Source organism: Caballeronia sp. GAWG1-1 (assembly GCF_023631465.1).
GTDB lineage: Bacteria > Pseudomonadota > Gammaproteobacteria > Burkholderiales > Burkholderiaceae > Caballeronia.
The window spans coordinates 171,987-194,180 of sequence record NZ_JALQDB010000023.1 but is presented as its reverse complement, the minus strand read 5'-3'; the positions used below and the strand labels follow the sequence as shown (position 1 = coordinate 194,180).

The window sequence follows — 22,194 nt, the reverse complement described above, 5'->3', positions numbered from 1 at the left end:
CCGGCGAGCCAGTTGTCCGCGCGCGGGGCACAATGCCGGAATGAACTCAACCCATTCCGATACCCCCGGCGCGCCCGCGCCGAGCGAGGCCCCGCCCTTTGCCGGCCTCGCGCCCGAGCGTGTGCTCGACGCGCTCGACAGCGTGTTGATCCCCGTTGGCAAGCGCACTGACGGCCGCCTGCTGGCGCTCAACAGCTACGAAAACCGCGTCTATCAGGCGGGGCTCGAAGACGGGCCGCCGATCGTCGCGAAGTTTTATCGTCCCGGGCGATGGTCGGATGCCGCGATTCTCGAAGAGCACGCCTTCGTCGCCACGTTGACGGAGCGCGAGATTCCAGCGGTTCCGGCACTTTCGCTGGAAGGCGCGACGCTCCATGAATTCGAAGGCTTTCGCTTCTCCGTGTTCGAACGGCGCGGCGGCCGCGCGCCGGATCTCGACGGCCGCGACACGCTCGAATGGCTCGGGCGCTTCATCGGGCGCATTCATGCGGTGGGCGGCATCGAACCGTATCGCGAACGGCCCACACTCGATATCCAAACCTTTGGTTACGAGCCGCGCGAGTTTCTGCTCACGCATCGCTTCGTGCCCGACGATGTCCGCGAGGCCTACGAGCGCGTCGTGGACATGGCGCTCGAAGGCGTCGCGCAATGTTTCGAGCGCGCGGGCGACGTGCGCCATCTGCGACTGCACGGCGATTGCCATCCGAGCAACGTGCTCTGGACCGATGCCGGCCCGCATTTCGTCGATTTCGACGACAGCCGCATGGGCCCGGCCGTTCAGGACCTCTGGCTGCTGCTGCCGGGCGACCGCGCGGAGGCATCGCGCGCGCTTGCCGATCTGCTCGCCGGATACGAAGGCTTTTGCGATTTCGACTCGCGCGAGCTGCATCTGATCGAAGCGCTGCGCACCTTACGGCTGATTCACTACGCGGCCTGGCTCGCGCGCCGCTGGAACGATCCCGCGTTTCCCGCCGCCTTTCCGTGGTTCAACACGCAGCGTTATTGGGAAGAACGCATCCTCGAATTGCGGGAGCAAGTCGGCGCGATGCAGGAAGGCCCGCTCTGGCCGGTCTGAAATATTTCGTTAGAAATGATCGTGTTAGTCAGTCGAAAAACGTTGAGTTAGCTTTTTCGACATGTAATGATAACGATTCTCATCTGATTGCCTCTTCGTTGCCTCTCGCCGACGCCGCATTTGAACGTGTCTAGCCGACTGCGGCGAGGCTTTGCCCGAACCAGACCCACTTCCGGAGAGACGCGTGAACGCGCCCGATACACTGAATCCGCAGCCATCCGCGACGAGCGGCGCTTCCTACCGGCCGCATCGGCTTATTGACGATGCCGAGCAGTTCGTCCGCAAAAATCGCTCGCGCCGTTCGGTTTTTCTCAAATGGCTGCGAAAGGTGCACGGCTGGATCGGCTTGTGGGGCGCGTTACTCGGCTTGCTGTTCGGCACGACCGGTTTCCTGTTGAATCACCGCGCGCCGCCGCTGCGTATCTCGACAGGCGAACCGCAGGTTACGCAGATGCAGATGCCTTTGCCCGCCGAGGGATTCAAGTCGCCGCGCGACATGGGGACGTGGCTCAAGAAGGAATTGAAGATCGACGGTCAACTTGGCCGCACGCGTCGCGAGCCCGCGCATCCGGTCGGCTGGGGCGACAAGAGCACGATGCAGCCGGAGCAGTGGTCGGTGGCACTGGCCACGCCAGGCGGCAACGTGCAGGCGGAATACTGGGTGGGCAATAACTTCGTGTCGGTGAAGCGCACCGAAAACACCTTCCTCGCGATGATGACGAACCTGCACAAGGGCGTGGGTCTGAGCGTGGGCTGGGTGCTGCTCATCGATACGTTCGCGGGCAGCATCATATTGCTGTCGCTGACTGGCGTACTGTTGTGGACCGAGCTCAACAAGCGGCGCACGGCGGGTGTGGTGATCGTCACCGTCTCGCTGATCGCGGCAATTGTTTGTGGGTTGATGTAAGGCTCTCCCTAGCGCGCTTGGCGCGTGGCGAAGCGGTTTGGATGCGCGGTGTCGCCGTTTTGCCGCGTTGTTCCGCTTTTCCCCCATGGCCGGCCCTTGCCATTCCGGCGCGAACCACGCGCGCCGCTCTATGCCTTCCTCTTCCGCGGATTATGCCGCGTGAGCCAAAGATACAAACCGCTTCCCAGCACGACGATAGTCAGCAAATCGAACGCTGCCCAGAAAATCTTGAGCGGCATCCCGCCGAAATCGCCGAAATGCAATGGCTGCGAGCCAAGCAGCACTTTCAGATACCACGGCAATTCGCGTGAATCGGTGAGCGCGCCGGTCGATGCATCCACGAGAACCGGCCGCAGGATTCGCGTCGTGAGAATGCCGTCACCGCGCATCCACACGGCATAGTGATGCGGACTGCTGAAGCGCGTCCCCGGAAACGCCACGAACGACGGAATCATGCCGGGTGCGACGCCCTGCGCGGTCTTCACGGCGTCGTCGACGGTTGCGCGCACCGTCACCGGCGGCTGGCCATGATAAGGCGCGAGCATCTGCGCGAGCTGATCGTTACGCCAGGCATCGAGCATGAGATCGGCGAGCGTGTTGATGGAACCGGTCGCGCCGACCAATAGCGCCCACGCGAGCGTCAACATGCCGATGGCGTTATGCCAGTCGAGCCAGACGATGCGCCGCTTCTTCGCAAGCCGCACGCGCCCGAGCCCCACCTTGCGCCAGAACGGCAAATACACGACGACACCCGAGACAATTGCCGCGAGAAACATCACGCCCATCGCGCCGAGGAACAGTTTGCCGAAAAGTCCGGCGAACATATCGACGTGCAGTTTCAGCAGCACGAACTTGAGCGATCCCTTTCCCGGCGGCATGCCGAGCGGCCTCGCGGTGCGTGCATCGACGGTGGTGCTTAGCGTGTCGTCGGGCGGTGTATCGGCGCGAGGCGCGGTGACGATGACAGGCAAAAGCGGTTCGTCCGTCTCCCAAATCATGTACTGCGCAACGTGGCCGGAATGCTCCCTCAGCGCGGCGTGCAAGACCGCGTCGTAACTCGCGCGCGCATTCGCCTGCGATGCGGGCAGCGCAGGCGCTTCGATGGCATCGCCCGTCAGCAGGTCGAGTTCATGACCGAAGACGAGCGGCAGGCCCGTCAGACAGAGCAGCAACATGAACGCCGTGCAGATGAGACTCGTCCAGCGATGCACCACGGACCACCCGCGTAACGCACGGTGGCTCATGTGACGCTGCCCGGTTCTGGCGGACGCGGGTTGTGGCGGCGCATCCGCTTGCGCGATTGCGCGGCGGGCATCGCCGGTCAAGGGTTTGCCGGGCATTCGGTGCGGATTGGAAATAGTTCGATGACCTGTCCGCGCAGGCTTGGCGCATCAAAATAGGCCGCGCGGATGAGAACGACGATTATAGGCCGCACGCGATGCGGGCCTGAGCTTGCGAATTCGGGGTCGCCAAACTCAAACGCCACACACCTCGCCACTTCCCGCGACTTCCCGCGCGGCCTTTGCGCCTTCCACCTTCAGCAACTCCGGCAAGGACACGCCGTTCTTCGCCGCCGTGACTTCCGCGAGAATCGACACGGCGATCTCGGGCGGCGTGCGGCTGCCGATATAAATGCCCACCGGCCCGTGCAGTCGCGCGAGTTCGGCTTCGTTGAGATCGAACTCCTTCAGGCGCTCGCGCCGCGCGGCGTTGTTGCGCCGCGATCCCAGCGCGCCGACATAGAAGGCGGGCGTTTTCAGCGCTTCCATCAGCGCGAGATCGTCGAGCTTCGGATCGTGCGTCAGCGCGATGACCGCGCAGCGTTCGTCGAGCTTCATGTCCATCACGGTATCGTCGGGCATAGTCCGCACAATGGTCGTGCCCGGCACGTTCCACTCGTCCGTGTACTCCACGCGCGGATCGCAGACGGTGACCTGATAATCCAGCCCCACCGCGATGCTGCACAGATAGCGCGACAACTGCCCCGCGCCGATCACCAGCATGCGATAGCGCGGCCCGTGGATGGTGAGCAGCGTGGCGTCGTCGAAGAGCACGCCATCGGTAGCTTGCGCCGGTTCGAGACGCGCGCGGCCGGTCGCCATGTCGAGCGTGCGCGCGACGAGCCGCCCGCTTTCCACCGCCGCGCACAGTTCCGCGATGCCGCTGTCCTTCGTCAACGGCTCCAGCACGAGCTGAATCGTGCCGCCGCACGGCAAGCCGAAGCGATGCGCTTCTTCCGCGCTGATGCCGTACTTCACCGCTTCCGGCTTCGTCTGCTCGATACCGCGTTGCCGCACGCGCTCGATCAGATCGTCTTCAATACACCCGCCCGACACCGATCCGACCACGTGGCCGTCGGCGCGCACGGCGAGCATGGCGCCTTCCGGGCGCGGCGACGAGCCCCACGTCTTCACCACCGTGACGAGCAATGCGCGATGACCTTCTTCGAGCCATCGCGCGCTGTTTTTCAAGACTTCGAGATCCACGCTGTCCATGATTTCTTTCCCTGTTCCTGCCCTGCGTCGCCGCCGTTTTCAGCGTCCGCCGATTCATTCGCCGGTCCACTCGCGCCCTGCAATTGCGCGCTGAAGCGCTTGAAGAACTCGCCCGCGATTTTGCGCGCCGCGCCATCCACGAGCCGCGAGCCGATCTGCGCCAGCTTGCCACCCACCTGCGCATTCGCGCTGTAAGTGAGCCTGGTGGTGTCGGCGGTCTCGCCCGGTTCCAGGTTCACCGTCGCGCTGCCCTTGCTGAAACCGGCCGCGCCGCCCTGCCCTTCGAACACGATGGTGTACGTCTTCGGCGCGTCGATATTCGTCAGTTCCATGCGGCCCTTGAAGCGTGCCTTGACCGGGCCGACCACCGCTGTCATCGCGACCGCATACGCATTCTCGCCTTCCGCGTCGATGCTGTCGCAGCCGGGGATACAAAGTTTCAGAATCTCCGTGTCGTTGAGCGCTTCCCACGCCCGCGCCTGGGGCACCGGCAAGACATGCGTTTCGGACAGTTCCATTTTTCGTCTCCCTGATACTCACGGGACGCGACGCGCGCCTGAATCGTGCCGGCCGTGCGCCGCCGCCAGTTCCCGTCCGACAGCGGTGAGACTGTCGAGATTGTGGGCCGCGAGCATCGCATCGACGTGCGGCAGGATCGCGCGCACGCCTCGGGCGCGCGGCGTGAAATCGGCGAATCTCAGAAGCGGATTGAGCCAAACCAGCCGATGCGCGAAACGATGCAGCCGCGCAATTTCGGTTTCGAGCACGTCGATGGCCTCGTGATCCAGGCCGTCGGTGACGAGAAGAACGGTCGCGCGACCTGCAAGCACGCGGCGCGCCCAGCGTCGATTGAACTCGGCGAGCGCCCCGCCAATGCGCGTTCCGCCCGACCAGTCGGCGACCTGAAGCCCGAGCGCGGCAAGCGCGACGTCCGGATCGCGCTCACGCAACGCGCGCGTGGCGTTGGTCAGACGCGTGCCGAACAGAAACACCTGCAAGCGCTCGCGCGATTGCAAAAGCGCGTGGCAGAAGTACAGCACGGCGCGCGAATATGCGCTCATCGAGCCGGATATGTCGAGCAACAAGACGAGCGGCGGCCGGCGTTCCACGACGGCGCGGTATTTCCACACGGTCCAGTCGCCGCCTGAACGAACCGCGTGACGCGCGCTCGCCTTCAGGTCGGCATGCGTGCCGCGCGAAGCCGCCTTGAGCCTGCGCGTCGGTTCGCTAGCAAGCGGCAGCCGATGCGCGCGAATCTGATGCCGCAACGTGCGCCATTCGTCGGCGCTCAGGGTATCGAAATCGCGCTGGCTCAGGCGTTCCCGCGCGCTGAACGAAAGGCGCGCGTGCGCTTCCTCGGTCGCGCCTTCCCGCTTCGTTTCAGCCGATGACACCGCGCGCGTGGCGAGCGCATCGGCGAGACGGTTGTTGCGTTTGGGCGGCGGCATGCCGTTCGTCACTTTCGGCAGCAACAGCATGCGCAGCTTGCCTTCCCAGTCGGGATCGCGCCAAAAGAGATCGAAGGCCGCGTCGAAGATGCCGCGCTCGTCGCTCGCGTGAACCAGCAGACACGCGAGCGTCGCGTGCACGTCGTCGCGACGGCGCAGATCGATGAAGCGCAGCGCGTCGATGGCATCGACGGCATGCGCGGGCGACATGCCGAGGCCCGCGCCGCGCAGCAGCCTGACGAAGTGCACGACGTTGCGCGCGATGGTTTCCATCGCTATGACCGCGCCGCCGAAAGACATTGCGCGAGCGTGTCGGCGTCCATGCGCGCGAGGTCGTCCTGATACTTCAACAGCACGCCGAGCGTGTCGCGCACCGACTGCGGGTCCAGTTCCGACACCGACAACGCCGCGAGCGCGCGGCACCAGTCGATGGTTTCCGCGACGCCCGGCGCCTTGAACAGATCCAGCGTGCGCAACTCGTGCACGAAGCCGACCGCTCGCGCCTGCAAGTCGCGGCTCGCTTCCGGCGCGCGGGCCGCGACGATCTCGAGCTCGACATCGCGCGCGGGATAGCCGATCCACTGATAAAGACAGCGGCGCTTGAGCGCATCGTGTACTTCGCGCGTGCGGTTCGAGGTCATCACGACGAGAGGCGGATGCGTGGCGCGCACCGTGCCGTACTCGGGAATCGACACCTGAAAGTCCGACAGCAGTTCGAGCAGGAACGCTTCGAACGGCTCGTCGGCGCGATCGATTTCATCGATGAGCAACACGCGCCGCGCGTTCGCGTTCGAAGGATCGGGCAGCAGCGCCTGAAGCAACGGACGCTTCAACAGAAACTCGCCGCGATACAGCGAATCGTTCGAGGGTGTTTCACCCGATGCTTCCGCGAGCCGCAGCGCCATGATCTGACGCGGATAGTCCCATTCGTAGAGCGCGCTCGCCGTATCGAGACCTTCGTAGCATTGCAGGCGCAAGAGCGTCGTGCCGCACAGACCCGCCGCCGCTTTCGCGAGTTCGGTCTTGCCGACGCCCGGCTCGCCTTCGAGAAAGAGCGGCCGCTGCATTTTCAGCGCGAGAAAAAGCGCCGTCGCGAGCTCGCGGTTCGCGAAGTATTGATGCTCGCGCAGTCGCGCGAGCGTGTCGTCGATGGAATCCGGCTCGTTCGGCATCATGGGAAGGCGCGGCGGACTCGAAATCCGCCGCTTGGTTGCTGAATGACTTCGACTTGCAGCCTAGAACGAGTTGGCGCGTTCGATCGCCCGGCCCGCCAGCACCGGAATCAGATGCGCGCGATATTCCGCGCTCGCGTGCATGTCGTCGTTGAGTTCGCCGGGCAGGATCTTCACGCCTCGCGCCGCGCTAACGGAAAAGTCTTTCGACAACGCCGCCTCCAGCTCGGCCGCACGAAACACGGAAGACGCCGCGCCCGTCACGCCAACGCGCACGCCGTCTTCATGCTTTGCAACGAACACGCCGACGAGCGCGAAGTGCGAAGCAGGGTTGCGAAACTTTTCGTACGCGGCGCGCTCGGCGAGCGGAAATTCCACCGCGACGATCAACTCGTCCGGCTCCAGCGCGGTCTGATACATGTCGATGAAAAACTCATCCGCGCCAATGCGCCTGCGATCCGTCACCACCGTCGCGTTCAGCGCAAGCACGGCGGCTGGATAGCACGCGGCGGGGTCGTCGTTGGCAAGCGAGCCGCCAATCGTGCCGCGCTCGCGCACCTGTCTGTCGCCGATCCGGCCAGCCAGATCGGCGAGACCGGGCAGCGCCTTTCGAACCTGTTCGTCCGATGAAACCTGCGCGTGGCACATGGCGCCGCCGATGATCAGCTTGCCGCCATCGAGCGCGATGCTTTTCATCGACGCGATGCGCGTTACATCCACAAGCGCCGACGGCTGCGCGAGCCGCAAGCGCATGGTCGGCAAGAGACTCTGGCCGCCCGCGAGAAATTTGGCATCGCCGTTACCGGCAAGCGCGGCAACCGCAGCCTGAGTCTCGCCGGGACGTTGATAGTCGAATGCGTACATGTTCGTTCTCCCTTCAGGCGCGTTGGGCGGCGTGCATTGCGGACCACACGCGATGGGGCGTCGCGGGCATCTGCAAATCCTTCACGCCGAGCGGCGCGAGGGCATCGAGAATCGCGTTGATGACGGCGGGCGGCGAGCCGATTGCGCCCGCTTCGCCGCAGCCCTTCACGCCGAGCGGATTGTGCGAGCACGGCGTGCCCTTCGCGGTTTCGACGGTGAAGTTCGGCAAGTCGATGGCATGCGGCATCGCGTAATCCATATACGAGCCTGAGAGCAACTGGCCGGTGGTGTCGTCGTAGACGCAGCGCTCGAGCATCGCCTGGCCGATTCCCTGGCCGAGCCCGCCATGCACTTGTCCTTCGACGATCATCGGGTTGATCACGTTGCCGAAGTCATCGACCGCCGTGAACTTCTGAATACGCGTTTCGCCCGTGTCCTGATCGACTTCCACTTCGCAGACATACGCGCCCGACGGATAAGTGAAGTTGGTCGGATCGTAAAACGCGTTTTCGTTCAGCCCCGGCTCCATGGTTTCCAGCGGGAAGTTGTGCGGCACGTAGGCGGCAAGCGAGACATCGACGAAACTCTTCGTGCGGTCCGTGCCCGCTACGCGGAACGTACCGTTCTTGAACTCGATGTCCTCCACCGCTGCTTCGAGCAGATGCGCGGCAATCTTCTTGGCCTTCGCTTCCACCTTGTCGAGCGCCTTCATGATCGCCGAGCCGCCGACCGAAATGGAGCGCGAGCCATACGTGCCCATGCCGAACGGAATGCGGCCCGTGTCGCCGTGAATGATCTCGACGTTGTCGATATCCACGCCAAGCCGGTCCGCGACCACTTGCGCGAAGGTCGTTTCGTGCCCTTGTCCGTGACTGTGCGAGCCGGTGAAAACCGTGACCGAGCCGGTAGGATGCACGCGCACTTCGCCCGCCTCGAACAAGCCCGCCCGCGCGCCGAGCGCCCCCGCGACATTCGAAGGCGCGAGCCCGCACGCCTCGATATAGCACGAATAGCCGATGCCGCGTAGCTTGCCCGCTTTCTCCGATTCCGCCTTGCGCATGGCAAAGCCTTGCACGTCCGCGAGTTCGAGCGCGCGGTTCAGACACGCGTCGTAATCGCCGACGTCGTAGGTCAGGCCGACCGGCGTCGCGTACGGAAACTCGCGTATGAAGTTGCGGCGGCGCAGTTCGACCGGATCGATATTCAACTCGCGCGCCGCCGTTTCGACGAGCCGCTCGACGACATAGGTCGCTTCCGGACGGCCCGCGCCGCGATAGGCATCGACGGGAACGGTGTTGGTGAAGACCGCTTTGACTTCGGCGTAGATCGCGGGCGTGGTGTATTGGCCGGCGAGCAAGGTCGCGTAGAGCACGGTCGGAATCGACGAGGCGAACGTCGACAGATACGCGCCCATGTTCGCCGTCGTGTGCACGCGCATCGCGAGAAACTTGCCGTCCTTGTCGATGGCGAGTTCTGCTTTGGTGACGTGATCGCGGCCATGCGCGTCGGAGAGAAACGCTTCGGAGCGCTCGGCCGTCCACTTGATCGGACGCCCGACTTTCTTCGACGCCCACGTCAGCGCCACGTCTTCCGGGTACAGGAAAATCTTCGAGCCGAAGCCGCCGCCCACATCCGGCGCGATGATGCGCAGTTTCGATTCCGGCAGCGACAGTACGAACGCCGCCATCAGCAGCCGCTCGACGTGCGGGTTCTGATTCGCGACGTAGACCGTGTAGCTTTCGTCGTGCTTCGAATAGCTCGCGTTGACGGCGCGCGGTTCGATCGCGTTCGGCACGAGGCGCTGGTTGATGATATCGAGCGTCGTCACGTGCGCGGCCTGCGCAAAGGCGGCGTCGGTCTTGGCCTTGTCGCCGTGGCCCCAGTTGTAGCAGACGTTGTTCGGCACGCTGTCGTGCACTTGCGACTGGCCGTCGTCGGCGGCGCTGCCGGTATCGACCGCGGCGGGCAGCACATCGTAATCGACTTCGATGAGTTCGAGCGCGTCCTTCGCCTCCTTGATGGATTCGGCGACCACGAGCGCGACCTGATCGCCCACGTGCAGCACCTTTTCGTTCGCGATGACGGGATGCGGCGGCTCTTTCATCGGCGAGCCATCGGTGCTGTGGATCAGCCAGCCGCACGGCAAGCCACCGACATTTTCGCCGGCAAGATCCTTGCCCGTGAAAATGGCGATCACGCCCGGCGAAGCCTTGGCCGCTTCCATGTCGATACCGCGAATCTTCGCGTGCGCGTGAGGCGAGCGCAGGAACGCGGCGTAGCTTTGCTGTGGAAGGACGACATCGTCGGTGTACTGGCCGGCACCCGTCAGGAAGCGATAGTCTTCCTTGCGCTTGATGCCAGCGCCAATCAGTTTCTGTTGCTCAGGGGCATTCATCGCGGTCTCCTTGATAGGCGCGAAATCCGGATCGATCGACAGAGTGCAGCTAGTGTTTCTAGCCGCCCGACCTCATGGATTGCGCGCCCTGCAGGACCGCCTTGACGATGTTGTGATAGCCCGTACAGCGGCACAGATTGCCGTCGAGCTGCTCGCGCACTTCCTCTTCGGAGAGATCCGGAGACTGCGCGGCGAGTGCGCTCGCGCTCATCACCATGCCCGGCGTACAGAAACCGCATTGCAGACCGTGGCATTCCTTGAAGGCCGCCTGCATGGGATGAAGCTCGCCGTCTTTCGCCATGCCTTCGATAGTCGTCACCGCCATGCCGTCGGCCTGCGCGGCGAGGATGTTGCACGACTTGATCGCGCGCCCTTCGAGATGCACGGTGCACGCGCCGCACTGCGCGGTATCGCAGCCAATGTGCGTGCCGGTGAGCCTGAGTTGTTCGCGTAGAAACTGGACGAGCAGAAGATGCGGTTCGACGTTGGCGGTCACGGGTTTGCCGTTGACCGTCAGGCTGATGCTGAGCGTCATTACTGTCTCCTTTGCGACCCGGCCGGAGCTTTTTTGCTCCATACGCGGGCCTCGTGCAGTTTCTCTGCGACGACTCGAAGCGAAGCTATCCGCTTCTATTCCGGTCACGGCAGACCGACTGCTGTGGGGATGGACCAGCCTTACGCCACTCGCTTGCTTCGCCACTCACGTCAACCACGTCCTGAACCTGCCGACCTGCTGCTGTGAGCGTTTGGCTGGGAAATCGTGTGATGCGCGTTCATGTTTGCAGAGCCGAGTAAAGCACAAATCGGCGAGCGTAGCTATTGGGCTTACTTGCCGGTGGATGCGTTTGCCTGTCTGCGCTCGTCTTCGCTTGCGGCTCTGAAAATAAAAACGCCGCCCGAAGGCGGCGTTCATGCAACCGGCGCGCAAGACGCCTTACAGCACGTTTTTCGAAGCCTGCGCGCGACCGAGCACCGAATGCCGGCGCGAGTAGACGAAATAAATCGCGAGGCCGATCACGAGCCAAACGACGAACGCGACCCACGTCATCGCCTTGAGATTGAGCATGAGAAACAGGCACGACGCCACCGCGAGAATGGGCACCACCGGCACGCCAGGACAGCGGAACGCGCGCGGCAGGTCGGGATGCGTGCGGCGCAGGATCAGCACGGCGATGGACACCATCGAGAACGCCGCGAGCGTGCCGATGTTGATGAGCTCCGCCAGCACGTTGAGCGGCACGAGCGCGCCGATCAGCCCGAAGAAAATGCCGACGAGCCAAGTGGTAAAGAAAGGCGTCGAATAACGCGGATGAACTTTCGAGAGCCGCGCGGGCAAGAGCCCGTCACGCGACATCGCGTAGATGATGCGCGTCTGGCCGTAGCTCATGACGAGGATCACGGTGAGCATGCCGAGCACCGCGCCTAAGTCGATGAAACCCGCGACCCAGTTCTGTCCGACCACTTGTAGCGCATACGAAACCGGATGCGAAACGCCCGCGAACTGCGCCGACGGCACGATGCCCGTCACGACCGCCGCGACGGCGACATACAACACCGCGCACACGGCCAGCGACGAAATGATGCCGATCGGCAGATCGCGCTTCGGGTTCTTCACCTCCTCGGCGGCGGACGACACCGAATCGAAACCGATGAACGCGAAGAACATCACCGCCGCCGCGCCGAATACGCCCGACCAGCCATTCGGCATGAACGGATGCCAATTGGCAGGCGTCACATGAAACACGCCGACGGCGATCACCAGCAACACGACGGTCACCTTGATCGCGACCATGATGTTGTTCACGCGCGTGGATTCCTTCACGCCGACCGACAAGAGCGCGGTGATCGCCATCATCACCAGAAATGCAGGCAGGTTGAAATAGGTGACGTGGTCGGGCAACGCGCCGGGCGCGGCGGTCAGTACAGTCGGCAGCGAGATGCCGAAGCCCGACAGTAGCGATTGCAGATAACCCGACCATCCGACCGACACGGCGGAAGTGGCAAGCCCGTATTCGAGCATCAGATCCCAGCCGATGATCCACGCAGCCAGTTCGCCAAGCGTGGCGTACGAATAGGTATAGATGGAACCGGCAACCGGAATGGTCGATGAGAACTCGGCGTAGGCAAGCGCCGCGAAACAGCACGCAATTGCCGCGACGATGAACGAAACCATGAGTGCCGGGCCGGCTTGCACGGCGCCGGTTCCCGTCAGCACGAAAATGCCGGTGCCGATGATGGCGCCAATACCAAGGAAGGTGAGATCGAGCGCGCCCAGAGTCTTCTTGAGCGACGTGCTGTGGGTGGCAGCCAGCATGTGCTCGATGTTTTTCTTGCGGAACAACGACATTGCGGTGAGTCTCCTAAAGGCGCTCAAAGGCACCGTACCTCGGAAAACCCGATAGTTTAGCGGAGACTGGAAGCATGCCCAAAGAACGAGCATTGGACGCCCTTTCCTTGCGCATTTTTTACAGATCGTTCGTTTTTTATCTTGTTTAAGATAAATTCCGGGACCATTCAGCCCGCTATTGCCGGGTTCATGTCGATGAGGCGATGGCTCATCACATAGAAGGTCAGTTCGGCGTTGTTCGCAAGCTGCATCTTGTCGAGTAAGCGCGCCCGATAAACGCTCACTGTTTTCACCGACAGCGAAAGCGCGTGTGCGATGTCCGTGAGCCGCTTGCCCGAAGCCAGCATGCACAGTGTCTGGAATTCGCGGTCAGAGAGTTGCTCGTGCGGCATGCGCTCCGAACCAAGCGAAACGTAGTTCGCAAGCGCTTCCGCCATTTCCGGGCTCACGTATTTGCGGCCCGCCGCGACTTGCTGGATCGCGCCGATCATGAGCGCCGGGTCCGCCGTCTTCGAGAGATAACCCGCCGCGCCGGCCTTGAGCGCGCGCACGGCATATTGATCTTCGCGATGCATCGAAAACATCAGCACGGGCAGACGCGGCATGTCGCGCTTCAGGCGCTTGAGCACGTCGAGACCGTTTACATCGGGAAGCGAAATGTCGAGCATCGCCACGTCGGGCGCGTGGCGCGCGGCGAGTGCGAGCGCCTGCACGCCGGTTCCGGCTTCGATCACCTCCGAGGCCAGCTCGCGCTCGATCAGCAATTGCGCGACGCCACGGCGCACGATGGCGTGGTCGTCGGCGAGCAGGATGCGCAGGGCCATGCGCGGCCTCAGGCGTTGGCCGCGCGCCGAACCGGACGCGGCGGGCATACCAGCGGAATGCGCGCGTGCACCGCGACGCCGCCCATCTCCGATGCAGCGACGCGCGTGCTGCCGCCGAACGCCTCGCATCGCGCACGCATGCCGGGCAGGCCGAAACGGCCGGTCTTGCGGCGCGCGGCGGGCGTCATGCCGATTCCGTCATCGTCGATGACGAGCGTCACGCCTTGCGCGTCACGCTCGACGCTAACCCGCGCGCGCGTCGCCCGGGCGTGGCGCGCGACATTGGTCAACGCTTCCTGCATCACACGTAAAAGCGCGACGGCAAGACCGGGCGGGAGATCGTCGAAGCGGGAATCGTCGGGGCAGACGAAATCGACATGAATGGCGGCACGCGCGCCGAAGGTGGCGATCCAGTCGGCAAGTCCGGTGGTGAAACCGGTGTCGAAGGGCGGCGCTTGCAAATCCTCGACGATTCGATGACTCGCTTCGCCTGCTTCCGCGATACAGTCGCGCGCCTGGCGAAGCGCATCGGCGCAAGCGGCGGGGGCATTGGCGGGAAGCCAGTATTGCGCGCGGGATATCGCCAGGTTGGCGGCGGTCAGCACGGCGCCCATCTCGTCGTGCAGGTCCTGCGCGAGCGTGCCGCGCGTGTGCGCTTCGATGGCGGCCAGTTGCGTGGTGAGTTCGTCGATGCGCGCCGCGAGACTGCGCACTTGGCGATCGCTCTTGAAGCGTGCGTCGATCGGCACGGAGACTAGCGAAGCGGACGCGCGCGGCGCCTTGCGTGTTTCAGGCGGAATTCTGGCCGACGAGTTCATTCAATGTCTCCCAAGTGAGCGCAACTAGAGTTACGTCGCCAGAAGACGCATGCGGCGTAACTAAATTTGCACTCCGTAACATCGGCGACGGACGATATCGTTGCGTCATCCGTCTGAGCGTTGCGGAATCATATCTCAAAATTATCATAAAGCCATATCGGACAAGGCTTTCAGACGTGAACCTCATGCCGTTTGGCAACCATTGCCACTATTCGCTGACGACCCGGTGTCATGCCACAGGCCGCCAACTTGTAACAATGCCCTGGCGAATCGGGGCGAAAAAAAACCGGCGCACGAAAGCACCGGTTTTCCCGACAGGACAAACAGCAGTCGAATCAGCCGACGAAAGCCTTTTCCACCACGTAATGTCCCGGATGATTGTTGCTGCCTTCCTTGAAGCCAAGGCTGTCGAGCAACTCGCGCGTGTCGCGCAGCATGTGCGGGCTGCCGCAAAGCATCACGCGGTCGTTTTCAACCGAGAACGGATCGACCGACAAATCCGCGAACAGCTTCTTCGTTTCGATGAGGTCGGTGATCCGGCCGCGATTCGCGAACTCTTCACGCGTGACGGTCGGGTAGTACACGAGCTTCTCCGACACGATCTCGCCGATATGCTCGTGCGCCGGCAAGTGCTCGGTGATGAAGTCCTTGTACGCGAGTTCATCGACGAAACGGCACGTGTGCGTCAGCACGATCTTGTCGAAGCGGTCGTAGACGTCCGGGTCCTTGATGATCGACATGAAAGGCGCGAGGCCCGTGCCCGTCGAAAGCAGCCACAGCGTTTTGCCCGGCAACAAGTTGTCGGCGACGAGCGTGCCCGTCGGCTTCTTGCCGATCAACACGGGATCGCCCACTTTCAAATGCTGAAGGCGCGACGTCAGGGGGCCGTCCGGCACCTTGATGCTCAAGAATTCGAGATGCTCTTCGTAGTTCGCGCTCGCGAGGCTATAGGCGCGCAAGAGCGGCTTGCCTTCGACTTCGAGGCCCACCATCGTGAACTGACCGTTCTCGAAGCGGAACGACGAATCGCGAGTGCAGGTGAAACTGAAGAGCGTGTCGGTCCAGTGGTGGACGCTCAGAACGGTTTGAGAATTAAGGTTGCTCATGGCTTCTTGGACTGTGCGAGAACGATGATGCGATGACGCGGTGCCGCTCGCCGCTAGCCGAATGCTCTGGCGGGAACGGGCATCGAAAAGACTTTGCCGCGCTTAACTACGCAAAAGGACGATCGTATGGGCTGATGTCGGCGCTTCGGTATCACGCGGCCTGCTCAAGACTTGAGCCGAAGCACGTGCGCAAACAGACAACCCAGCCGGACAACCCGGCGCAATCGAGCATTTTAACCCGATCGACATTTGCCGTCGTGTCGCGGCCGTGCGGCATTGAGACTGGCTGGACGCGCGTGGGACTTTGCGGGACGGCGCGCACCTGGCTGCTCGGCCTGGCGAATGATTGCGAAGAGCGGCAAACGCGCGTCGAACACGCCGCAAATCACAGCCAAAAAGCCGCCGAGCCCGCATGATAGCAACGGATTCCGCAATTATCCCAAAATACCCTTCTGACGGTCGGGCCGGGACAACGGCGGGACGACGCGATCAGATGCGTTGATCCGTCGACGGCTTCTCCCACAGATTCACGCCGCCTTCCTGCGCATGCTTGTCGATCTCGGCGAGTTCCTCTGCGCTGAACTCCAGATTCTTCAGCGCGGCGACGTTCTCGACGACCTGTTCCGCGCGGCTCGCGCCGATCAGCACCGAAGTCACACGGCCACCGCGCAACGCCCATGCGAGCGCCATCTGCGCGAGGCTCTGACCGCGACGTTCCGCGAGTTCGTTGAGCTTGCGCACATGCGCCAGATTCTCGTCGCTCAAATGCTCCTGCTTGAGCGATCCGCCGCCCGCCTTGTTCACGCGCGCATCCTGCGGCACGCCGTTCAAATACTTGCTCGTAAGCAAGCCCTGCGCGAGCGGCGTGAACGCGATGCTGCCGGTGCCGAGATCGTCGAGCGTATCGAGCAGTTCGTGTTCGATCCAGCGATTCAGCATGTTGTACGACGGCTGATGGATCAAGAGCGGCACCTTGTGCTCGGCCAGCAAGTGCGCCATTTCGCGCGTCTTCGACGCCGAATACGACGAAATGCCGACATACAGCGCCTTGCCCGAATGAACGGCGGTGGCGAGCGCCCCAGCGGTTTCTTCGAGCGGCGTGTCCGCATCGAAACGATGCGAGTAGAAAATATCGACGTAATCGAGGCCCATGCGCTTCAGGCTTTGATCCAGACTCGCGAGCACATACTTGCGCGAACCGCCGCCGTTGCCGTAAGGTCCCGGCCACATGTCCCAGCCAGCCTTCGACGAAATCAGCAGCTCATCGCGATACGGCCGGAAGTCGTCCTTGAAGATCCGGCCGAAGTTCGTTTCCGCGCTGCCATACGGCGGGCCGTAGTTGTTGGCGAGATCGAAGTGCGTGACGCCGAGATCGAATGCCGTGCGCAGAATTTCGCGTTGCGTCGAGATGGGCGTGGTATCGCCGAAGTTGTGCCACAGACCAAGAGACAACGCAGGAAGTTTCAATCCGCTCTTGCCGCACGTGCGGTATTGCATCTGCGTATAACGCTCGGAAGCTGCTTCGTATGCCATATCGAATTCCCTTTGCGTGCTGGTTGACTGAATCGGTTTCGGGGACTGCGTTCGGGCGTTGTGCGGCACGTGCTCGCCGCTCCGCCGGTCGAGGCCGACAATGTTAAGCCAATCCGCCGCAAGCCGTACGACCCTCGTCCGGACGGCCTACGCGGGAACGTTCTGGTCCGACGCCAGACCAATGCAAATCCCAAATGAAGGAATCTGACCGATGAACTCTATCGATAAGCTGCGCCCTGCCTACGATTCCCTGTTAGCCCTTGCCGTGACGTATGGCATCGACTTCCTCATGGCGATCCTGATCCTTGCCGTCGGATGGTGGATTTCGAACTTCGTCGCCAACGCGCTGCGGCGCACGCTTGGGCGCACGCATATCGACGCCACGCTCACGCCGGTGCTCGCCAGCGTGGCGATGTGGGCCATTCGCGTAGTCGCCATCGTGGCCGCGCTCGGCAAGTTCGGCATCGCGGCGGCGAGTATCCTGACCGTGCTCGGCGCGGCCGGACTGGCTATTGGCCTGGCGTTGCAGGGCACGCTGCAGAACATCGCGGCGGGACTGATGCTGTTGTTGCTGCGCCCGTTCCGCGTGGGCGATTACATCGAGGGCGTCGGCACCACGGCGGGAACCGTGAACGAGATCGGTCTCTTCACCACGCGCCTCACCAAGGCCGACGGCATCGTCATGTTCGTGCCGAACAGCACGATCTGGGCGAATCCCATCACCAATTACAGCGCGAACGAACGCCGCCGCGTGGTGCTCAACTTTCAGGTGGCGCACGGTCAGAAGGTCGAACATGTGCTCGAGGAATTGCGCCGGCTCGTGAGCGAAGATCCGCGTATCGTGCAGGAAGCGCCGTCCGCGCCGTGGATCGCGGTAACGGATTACACCGACACCGGCGTCAAGTTCAACGTGGGCGCATGGACGCGGGCAAGCGATCACGCGAGCGTGCAGGCCGAATTGCTGCGCAAGATTCAGCCGCTGACGCGCGAGCAGATCACCTGAAACCGGGACGACTGGACGCGAGCGGGAAGATTGAATAACCTGTCGCGCCTTACCTTCCGCGAGACTGGCCCATGACCCGAGCGATTTCCGTTGCGTTGATTGTCGGCGGCATCGTGCTGCTTTATTTCGGCGGCCAGTCGTTTCATTCGTTGAGTAACGACGTATCGCGCTTTTTCACCGGTTCGCCCACGAACAAGACTATCTGGCTGCTCGCGGGCGGCGTCGTGGCCACGCTCGCGGGAATGATCGGCCTTGCGCTGCCGTCATCCCGCCGATAAGACGCAAAACGCGCTCAGACGAGCGGCACTTCCGGTTTCGCGGCCGACCGCGTGCCTGGCAACGGCACGTTGCTCGCACCGTGATACGTGTAGACGAGCGAGAATTTCACCTTATCGCTGAGGTTTTTGCCCGCCGAGTGCAGCGTATTACAGTGGAAGAACACGACATCGCCGGGTTCGAGCGCGGGCGAAACCGCCGTGCGGATCAGCGCGGCGTTTTCGGGCAGGTCGGAGCGGAAGAATTTCGCTTCATCGAAGCGGTCGGACGTGAACGGCAGCTTGTGCGAGCCCGGCACGAACCAGAGCGCGCCGTTGTCGACGGTTTCATCGCCGATTGCGAGCCATGTCGAAACCAGATCGTCGCGCTCGAAGCCCCAGTAACGCACGTCGCGATGCCAGCCGGTGAGGCTGCCGTAAGCGGGATGCTTCGTCATTACGCAGTTGTGATGCGCACGCGAAAGGTACGGCGTTTCGCCGAAGTACAACTCCATCCAGCCGCGAATCTCGGGCGATGTCGCAAACTCGGCGAAGAGCGGATCACGCACGTAGGCGTCAAGCAGACGGCGCACGGTGTGTCCGCCGGGCGCGTCCCGGGAATCGGGCGCGCCGGGGTATTTCAGATCGGCTTCGAATTCGAGCGGCGTCGCCGCCTCCGCCAACTGGCGGCGCGCAACTTCGCGTAACGCTTGGCAGCGCGCTTCAGGCACCAGCCCCTTGACGACGACGAAGCCCGTCTTGCGCAATTCGCGCACTTGTTCTGATTTCGATTGAAGCGGATTGTGTTCGGACATTTCAGTTCTTACCTCGACGGCTTCACGTGACTTCATTCAACCATCGCAATACCCGGCATCCGGGCGAATAGCACGATTGTAAATCTCACGCGCGGCTAAAGCCCGTTCGGCCTGCGCTTTAACGGCGCGACCGGCGTTTCGTCCGGCATTCAGCAGGGAAAACGCGGACTTACCGGAGTAATAATGGTCCTGTACATTGCCTGCATCAATTCGGTGCAACTTCCGCAGGCTCGTTGGATCGAATCCGTTGATCGCTATTTTTGAGACGACTATCGTCGAGTTGCTTCCATGCAACCGACTCTTCCCGATATGAACCACCGAATCGCTTCCGGCCTGACCCGAGTTGCTTCACACGCCGCGCGCCCGGCTCGACGCGGCGTGGTTCGCGCACTGCGGCACCATTCCGCGCGCACTCAGGCGCTCGCGGAACAGCTCATGCACGTGCATCCGGTCGTTGGCATTCGCTCGTGGTTTCGCGGCTTCTTCTTCAATCTTCGGGCGCGCACGGCATCGCGCAAGGTGTCGTTGAGAGCGCTGCTGCGCCGTCCGATGCAAGCCCGCGCGCCTGCACTGCCGAAGCCTCAGGCGGCGGCGCATACGAGCCGCCGTCCGCGACGCATTTCCGCTAGCAGCGCGGGTTGGTATGCATTCGCGGCACGCTGAAGGCCCGCACGGCGGCCTTCGATAAAAGCGACGCACAAAAAAACCGGCAAGCGCGATGCTTGCCGGTTTTCGTTTTGCCTGCCGAACCAATACGACGCTTTATGCGACGCTCGCGACCGGTTCCGTGCCCGCGGCTTCCGCGAGCGTGAGAGCCTTGTCGGTGGCTTCCCACGTGAATTCCGGCTCTTCGCGGCCGAAGTGGCCATAAGCTGCCGACTTCTCGTAGATCGGACGCAGCAGATCCAGCATCTGAATGATGCCCTTCGGACGCAGGTCGAAGTGTTCGAGCACGAGCTTCGTGATCTCGGCATCCGACACGCGGCCCGTGCCGAACGTATTGACCATGACCGAAGTCGGGCGCGCCACGCCAATAGCGTACGACACCTGAATCAGGCAACGCGAGGCCAGGCCCGCTGCCACGATGTTCTTCGCGACATAGCGGCCGGCGTAGGCAGCCGAGCGGTCGACCTTGGACGGGTCCTTACCCGAAAACGCGCCGCCGCCGTGAGGGGCCGCGCCGCCGTAGGTATCCACGATAATCTTGCGGCCCGTCAGACCGCAGTCGCCTTGCGGACCGCCGATGACGAAGCGGCCCGTGGGATTCACCAGGAACTTGATGTCGCCCTTGATGAGATCCGCCGGCAACGTCGGCTTGATGACTTCCTCGATCACGGCTTCGCGCAGGTCCGAGAGATCGATGTCCGGTGCGTGCTGCGTGGAAAGCACGACGGTGTCGATGGAATGCGGACGGCCATCGACATAACGCACGGTGACTTGCGACTTCGCGTCCGGACGTAGCCACGGCAGACGGCCGTCGCGACGCAGGTTCGCCTGACGCTCGACCAGACGATGCGAAAGGTGGATAGGCAGCGGCATGAGTTCGGGCGTTTCGTCGCATGCGTAGCCGAACATCAGGCCCTGGTCGCCCGCGCCTTGATCGAGGTTGTTGTCGTGCGCCTTGTTCACGCCTTGCGCGATATCCGGCGACTGCTTGTCGTAAGCGACGAGCACCGCGCAGCCGCGATAGTCGATACCGTAGTCGGTGTTGTCGTAGCCAATGCGTTTGATGGTGTCGCGCGCAACCTGGATGTAGTCGACATTGGCCGTCGTGGTGATTTCGCCCGCGAGGACGACGAGGCCGGTGTTACAGAGCGTTTCCGCTGCGACGCGCGAGTATTTGTCCTGACTCAGGATTGCGTCGAGGATGGCGTCGGAGATTTGATCGGCGACCTTGTCCGGGTGGCCTTCGGAAACGGATTCGGATGTAAACAGATAGTCGTTCGACACGCTTCAGACTCCAATTAAAGTACGTTGTGGTTTGCTCACGTAGCCGACTTCGTTCGGAGTCTGAAGCGGCGACGCTTTAGCGGATGTCATTAAACTCCAGCCCTTCTCCACAGATTGCATGAAGGCCGGCCGGCTTCGCCCCGCAAGTTGTCCATTAACTCGGCGAAGGTCTTATTATACCGGTTTCCCGTGTTTTTACTGAGCCGAACGCTTGTCCCCATTCGTCCCGAAACAATCTTCTGTCCATAGTTCACCTCCGTCTGTTCGCTGGAGCACCTCATGTTAGGGCGCATTGGCGTGGCGCTCGCCTTCGGCTTCCTCAAGTTTCTGGCGCTCATCCCTTACGGCATCACGGCACGTTTCGGCGACGGACTCGGCTGGCTGCTCTACCAGATCCCGAGCAGACGCAAGCGCATCGTACATACGAACCTCGCGCTCTGCTTTCCGGACTGGTCGCCCGAGCGCCGCGAGGAAGTCGCGCAGCAGCATTTCCGCCACGCCATCCGCAGCTATGTGGAGCGCAGCGTGCAGTGGTTCGGCTCGGCCAAGAAACTCGAAAAACTGATCGAGGTGGACAGCGCCGTCGATCTCTCCGACCCGAACCTGCCGCCCACGCTCTTTCTCGGCCTGCATTTCGTCGGCATCGAGGCGGGATCGATCTTTCTGAACTACTCGCTGCATCGGCAATGCGGGTCGCTGTATCAACCGTTCTCGAATCCGCAGGTCGAGGAAATCGCGAAAGCGCAGCGCGCCCGCTTCGGCGCGGACATGGCGAGCCGTGCGGACAGCGCGCGTATCGTGCTGCGCTGGCTGCGCGACCGCAAACCGGTGATGCTCGGCGCGGACATGGACTACGGCATGCGCAATTCCACCTTCGTGCCGTTCTTCGGCATTCAGGCGTGTACGTTGACGGCCGTCGGCCGGCTGGCGAAAGCGGGCAAGGCGCAAGTGGTGCCGTTCATCGGCGAGGTGCTGCCGAACTACAAGGGATATCGGCTGAAGATTTTCGAGCCGTGGCAGAACTACCCCACTGGCGACGACGAAGCCGACGCGCGCCGCATGAACGAGTTCCTCGAAGAGCAGATTCCGCACATACCGGAGCAGTATTACTGGGTGCACAAGCGTTTCAAAACGCGTCCGCCGGGCGAGCCGGGCTTCTATTGAGCGCGCATGGCGCCGTGGTGGCGC

Annotated in this window: 21 protein-coding genes; 6 read left to right on the top strand and 15 right to left on the bottom strand. The window is 62.8% G+C overall.

The features are described from left to right. Positions 1 to 40: 40 nt before the first annotated feature. Positions 41 to 1,075: a serine/threonine protein kinase gene (locus tag NCT03_RS14280; protein ID WP_250492875.1), complete on the top strand. Its 1,035-nt coding sequence runs from the start codon at positions 41 to 43 to the stop codon at positions 1,073 to 1,075. A 184-nt stretch (positions 1,076 to 1,259) separates the two neighbouring features. Continuing rightward, positions 1,260 to 1,982, top strand: a complete 723-nt coding sequence (locus NCT03_RS14275) for a PepSY-associated TM helix domain-containing protein (RefSeq protein WP_250492874.1) — start codon at positions 1,260 to 1,262, stop codon at positions 1,980 to 1,982. Positions 1,983 to 2,110: 128 nt separating this feature from the next. On the opposite strand, the gene NCT03_RS14270 is transcribed toward NCT03_RS14275, so the two are convergent. The 13 genes from NCT03_RS14270 to mgrA all read right to left on the bottom strand — a co-directional run bounded on the left by NCT03_RS14270 (position 2,111) and on the right by mgrA (position 16,984). Further along, positions 2,111 to 3,322, bottom strand: coding sequence for a PepSY-associated TM helix domain-containing protein (locus NCT03_RS14270; protein WP_250492873.1), 1,212 nt, complete (start codon positions 3,320 to 3,322; stop codon positions 2,111 to 2,113). Between the two features lie 135 nt (positions 3,323 to 3,457). Further along, positions 3,458 to 4,477, bottom strand: a complete 1,020-nt coding sequence (locus NCT03_RS14265) for an XdhC family protein (RefSeq protein ID WP_250492872.1) — start codon at positions 4,475 to 4,477, stop codon at positions 3,458 to 3,460. Further along, on the bottom strand, positions 4,450 to 4,995 hold the full coding sequence (locus tag NCT03_RS14260) for an SRPBCC family protein (RefSeq protein ID WP_250492871.1): 546 nt from the start codon (positions 4,993 to 4,995) through the stop codon (positions 4,450 to 4,452). Before NCT03_RS14260 ends, NCT03_RS14265 begins: the two co-directional genes overlap by 28 nt. 18 nt (positions 4,996 to 5,013) lie before the next feature. Further along, a complete protein-coding gene (locus tag NCT03_RS14255) occupies positions 5,014 to 6,225 on the bottom strand; it encodes a vWA domain-containing protein (protein ID WP_250492870.1) in 1,212 nt (403 codons plus the stop codon). Beyond that, positions 6,201 to 7,097, bottom strand: a complete 897-nt coding sequence (locus NCT03_RS14250) for an AAA family ATPase (RefSeq protein WP_244828145.1) — start codon at positions 7,095 to 7,097, stop codon at positions 6,201 to 6,203. The genes NCT03_RS14255 and NCT03_RS14250 overlap by 25 nt, the downstream gene beginning before the upstream one ends. Before the next feature lie 63 nt (positions 7,098 to 7,160). Then, positions 7,161 to 7,961 (bottom strand): FAD binding domain-containing protein, encoded by an 801-nt coding sequence (locus NCT03_RS14245; protein WP_250492869.1) that lies wholly within the window; start codon positions 7,959 to 7,961, stop codon positions 7,161 to 7,163. A gap of 13 nt (positions 7,962 to 7,974) precedes the next feature. Next, the gene (locus NCT03_RS14240) at positions 7,975 to 10,356 is read right to left on the bottom strand and encodes a xanthine dehydrogenase family protein molybdopterin-binding subunit (protein WP_250492868.1); all 2,382 of its coding nucleotides are present in this window, start codon (positions 10,354 to 10,356) and stop codon (positions 7,975 to 7,977) included. A 58-nt stretch (positions 10,357 to 10,414) separates the two neighbouring features. Then, positions 10,415 to 10,891: a (2Fe-2S)-binding protein gene (locus NCT03_RS14235; RefSeq protein ID WP_244826675.1), complete on the bottom strand. Its 477-nt coding sequence runs from the start codon at positions 10,889 to 10,891 to the stop codon at positions 10,415 to 10,417. A gap of 399 nt (positions 10,892 to 11,290) precedes the next feature. Then, positions 11,291 to 12,703, bottom strand: coding sequence for a branched-chain amino acid transporter BcaP (bcaP, locus tag NCT03_RS14230; RefSeq protein WP_250466256.1), 1,413 nt, complete (start codon positions 12,701 to 12,703; stop codon positions 11,291 to 11,293). 167 nt (positions 12,704 to 12,870) lie between these two features. Beyond that, positions 12,871 to 13,527 carry a response regulator gene (locus NCT03_RS14225; protein WP_250492867.1) on the bottom strand — a complete coding sequence of 219 codons (657 nt, stop codon included), beginning with the start codon at positions 13,525 to 13,527 and terminating at the stop codon, positions 12,871 to 12,873. An 8-nt stretch (positions 13,528 to 13,535) separates the two neighbouring features. Continuing rightward, positions 13,536 to 14,345 carry a sensor histidine kinase gene (locus tag NCT03_RS14220; RefSeq protein WP_250492866.1) on the bottom strand — a complete coding sequence of 270 codons (810 nt, stop codon included), beginning with the start codon at positions 14,343 to 14,345 and terminating at the stop codon, positions 13,536 to 13,538. Positions 14,346 to 14,680: 335 nt separating this feature from the next. Beyond that, on the bottom strand, positions 14,681 to 15,451 hold the full coding sequence (locus NCT03_RS14215; protein WP_244826671.1) for a ferredoxin--NADP reductase: 771 nt from the start codon (positions 15,449 to 15,451) through the stop codon (positions 14,681 to 14,683). Positions 15,452 to 15,940: 489 nt separating this feature from the next. Further along, entirely contained in the window at positions 15,941 to 16,984 is a 1,044-nt protein-coding gene (gene mgrA / locus NCT03_RS14210; protein WP_250492865.1) for an L-glyceraldehyde 3-phosphate reductase, read from the bottom strand. A 211-nt stretch (positions 16,985 to 17,195) separates the two neighbouring features. Here mgrA and NCT03_RS14205 point away from each other — a divergent pair, with 211 nt between their 5' ends. Both NCT03_RS14205 and NCT03_RS14200 read left to right on the top strand, forming a co-directional pair. Then, entirely contained in the window at positions 17,196 to 17,987 is a 792-nt protein-coding gene (locus NCT03_RS14205; protein ID WP_244826669.1) for a mechanosensitive ion channel family protein, read from the top strand. A 71-nt stretch (positions 17,988 to 18,058) separates the two neighbouring features. Continuing rightward, entirely contained in the window at positions 18,059 to 18,265 is a 207-nt protein-coding gene (locus NCT03_RS14200; protein ID WP_244826668.1) for a DUF3185 family protein, read from the top strand. A 14-nt stretch (positions 18,266 to 18,279) separates the two neighbouring features. Here NCT03_RS14200 and NCT03_RS14195 read toward each other — a convergent pair whose 3' ends face one another. Beyond that, on the bottom strand, positions 18,280 to 19,056 hold the full coding sequence (locus NCT03_RS14195; protein ID WP_250492864.1) for a phytanoyl-CoA dioxygenase family protein: 777 nt from the start codon (positions 19,054 to 19,056) through the stop codon (positions 18,280 to 18,282). A gap of 378 nt (positions 19,057 to 19,434) precedes the next feature. Between NCT03_RS14195 and NCT03_RS14190 the strand changes: the two genes are divergently transcribed. Beyond that, positions 19,435 to 19,719: a hypothetical protein gene (locus NCT03_RS14190; protein WP_250466308.1), complete on the top strand. Its 285-nt coding sequence runs from the start codon at positions 19,435 to 19,437 to the stop codon at positions 19,717 to 19,719. A gap of 99 nt (positions 19,720 to 19,818) precedes the next feature. Here the strand turns inward: NCT03_RS14190 and metK are convergent, their stop codons facing one another. After that, positions 19,819 to 21,006: a methionine adenosyltransferase gene (gene metK, locus NCT03_RS14185; protein WP_244826665.1), complete on the bottom strand. Its 1,188-nt coding sequence runs from the start codon at positions 21,004 to 21,006 to the stop codon at positions 19,819 to 19,821. Between the two features lie 279 nt (positions 21,007 to 21,285). On the opposite strand from metK, the gene NCT03_RS14180 reads away from it, so the two are divergent. Beyond that, positions 21,286 to 22,170: a lipid A biosynthesis lauroyl acyltransferase gene (locus tag NCT03_RS14180; protein WP_244826664.1), complete on the top strand. Its 885-nt coding sequence runs from the start codon at positions 21,286 to 21,288 to the stop codon at positions 22,168 to 22,170. Positions 22,171 to 22,194: the final 24 nt, after the last annotated feature.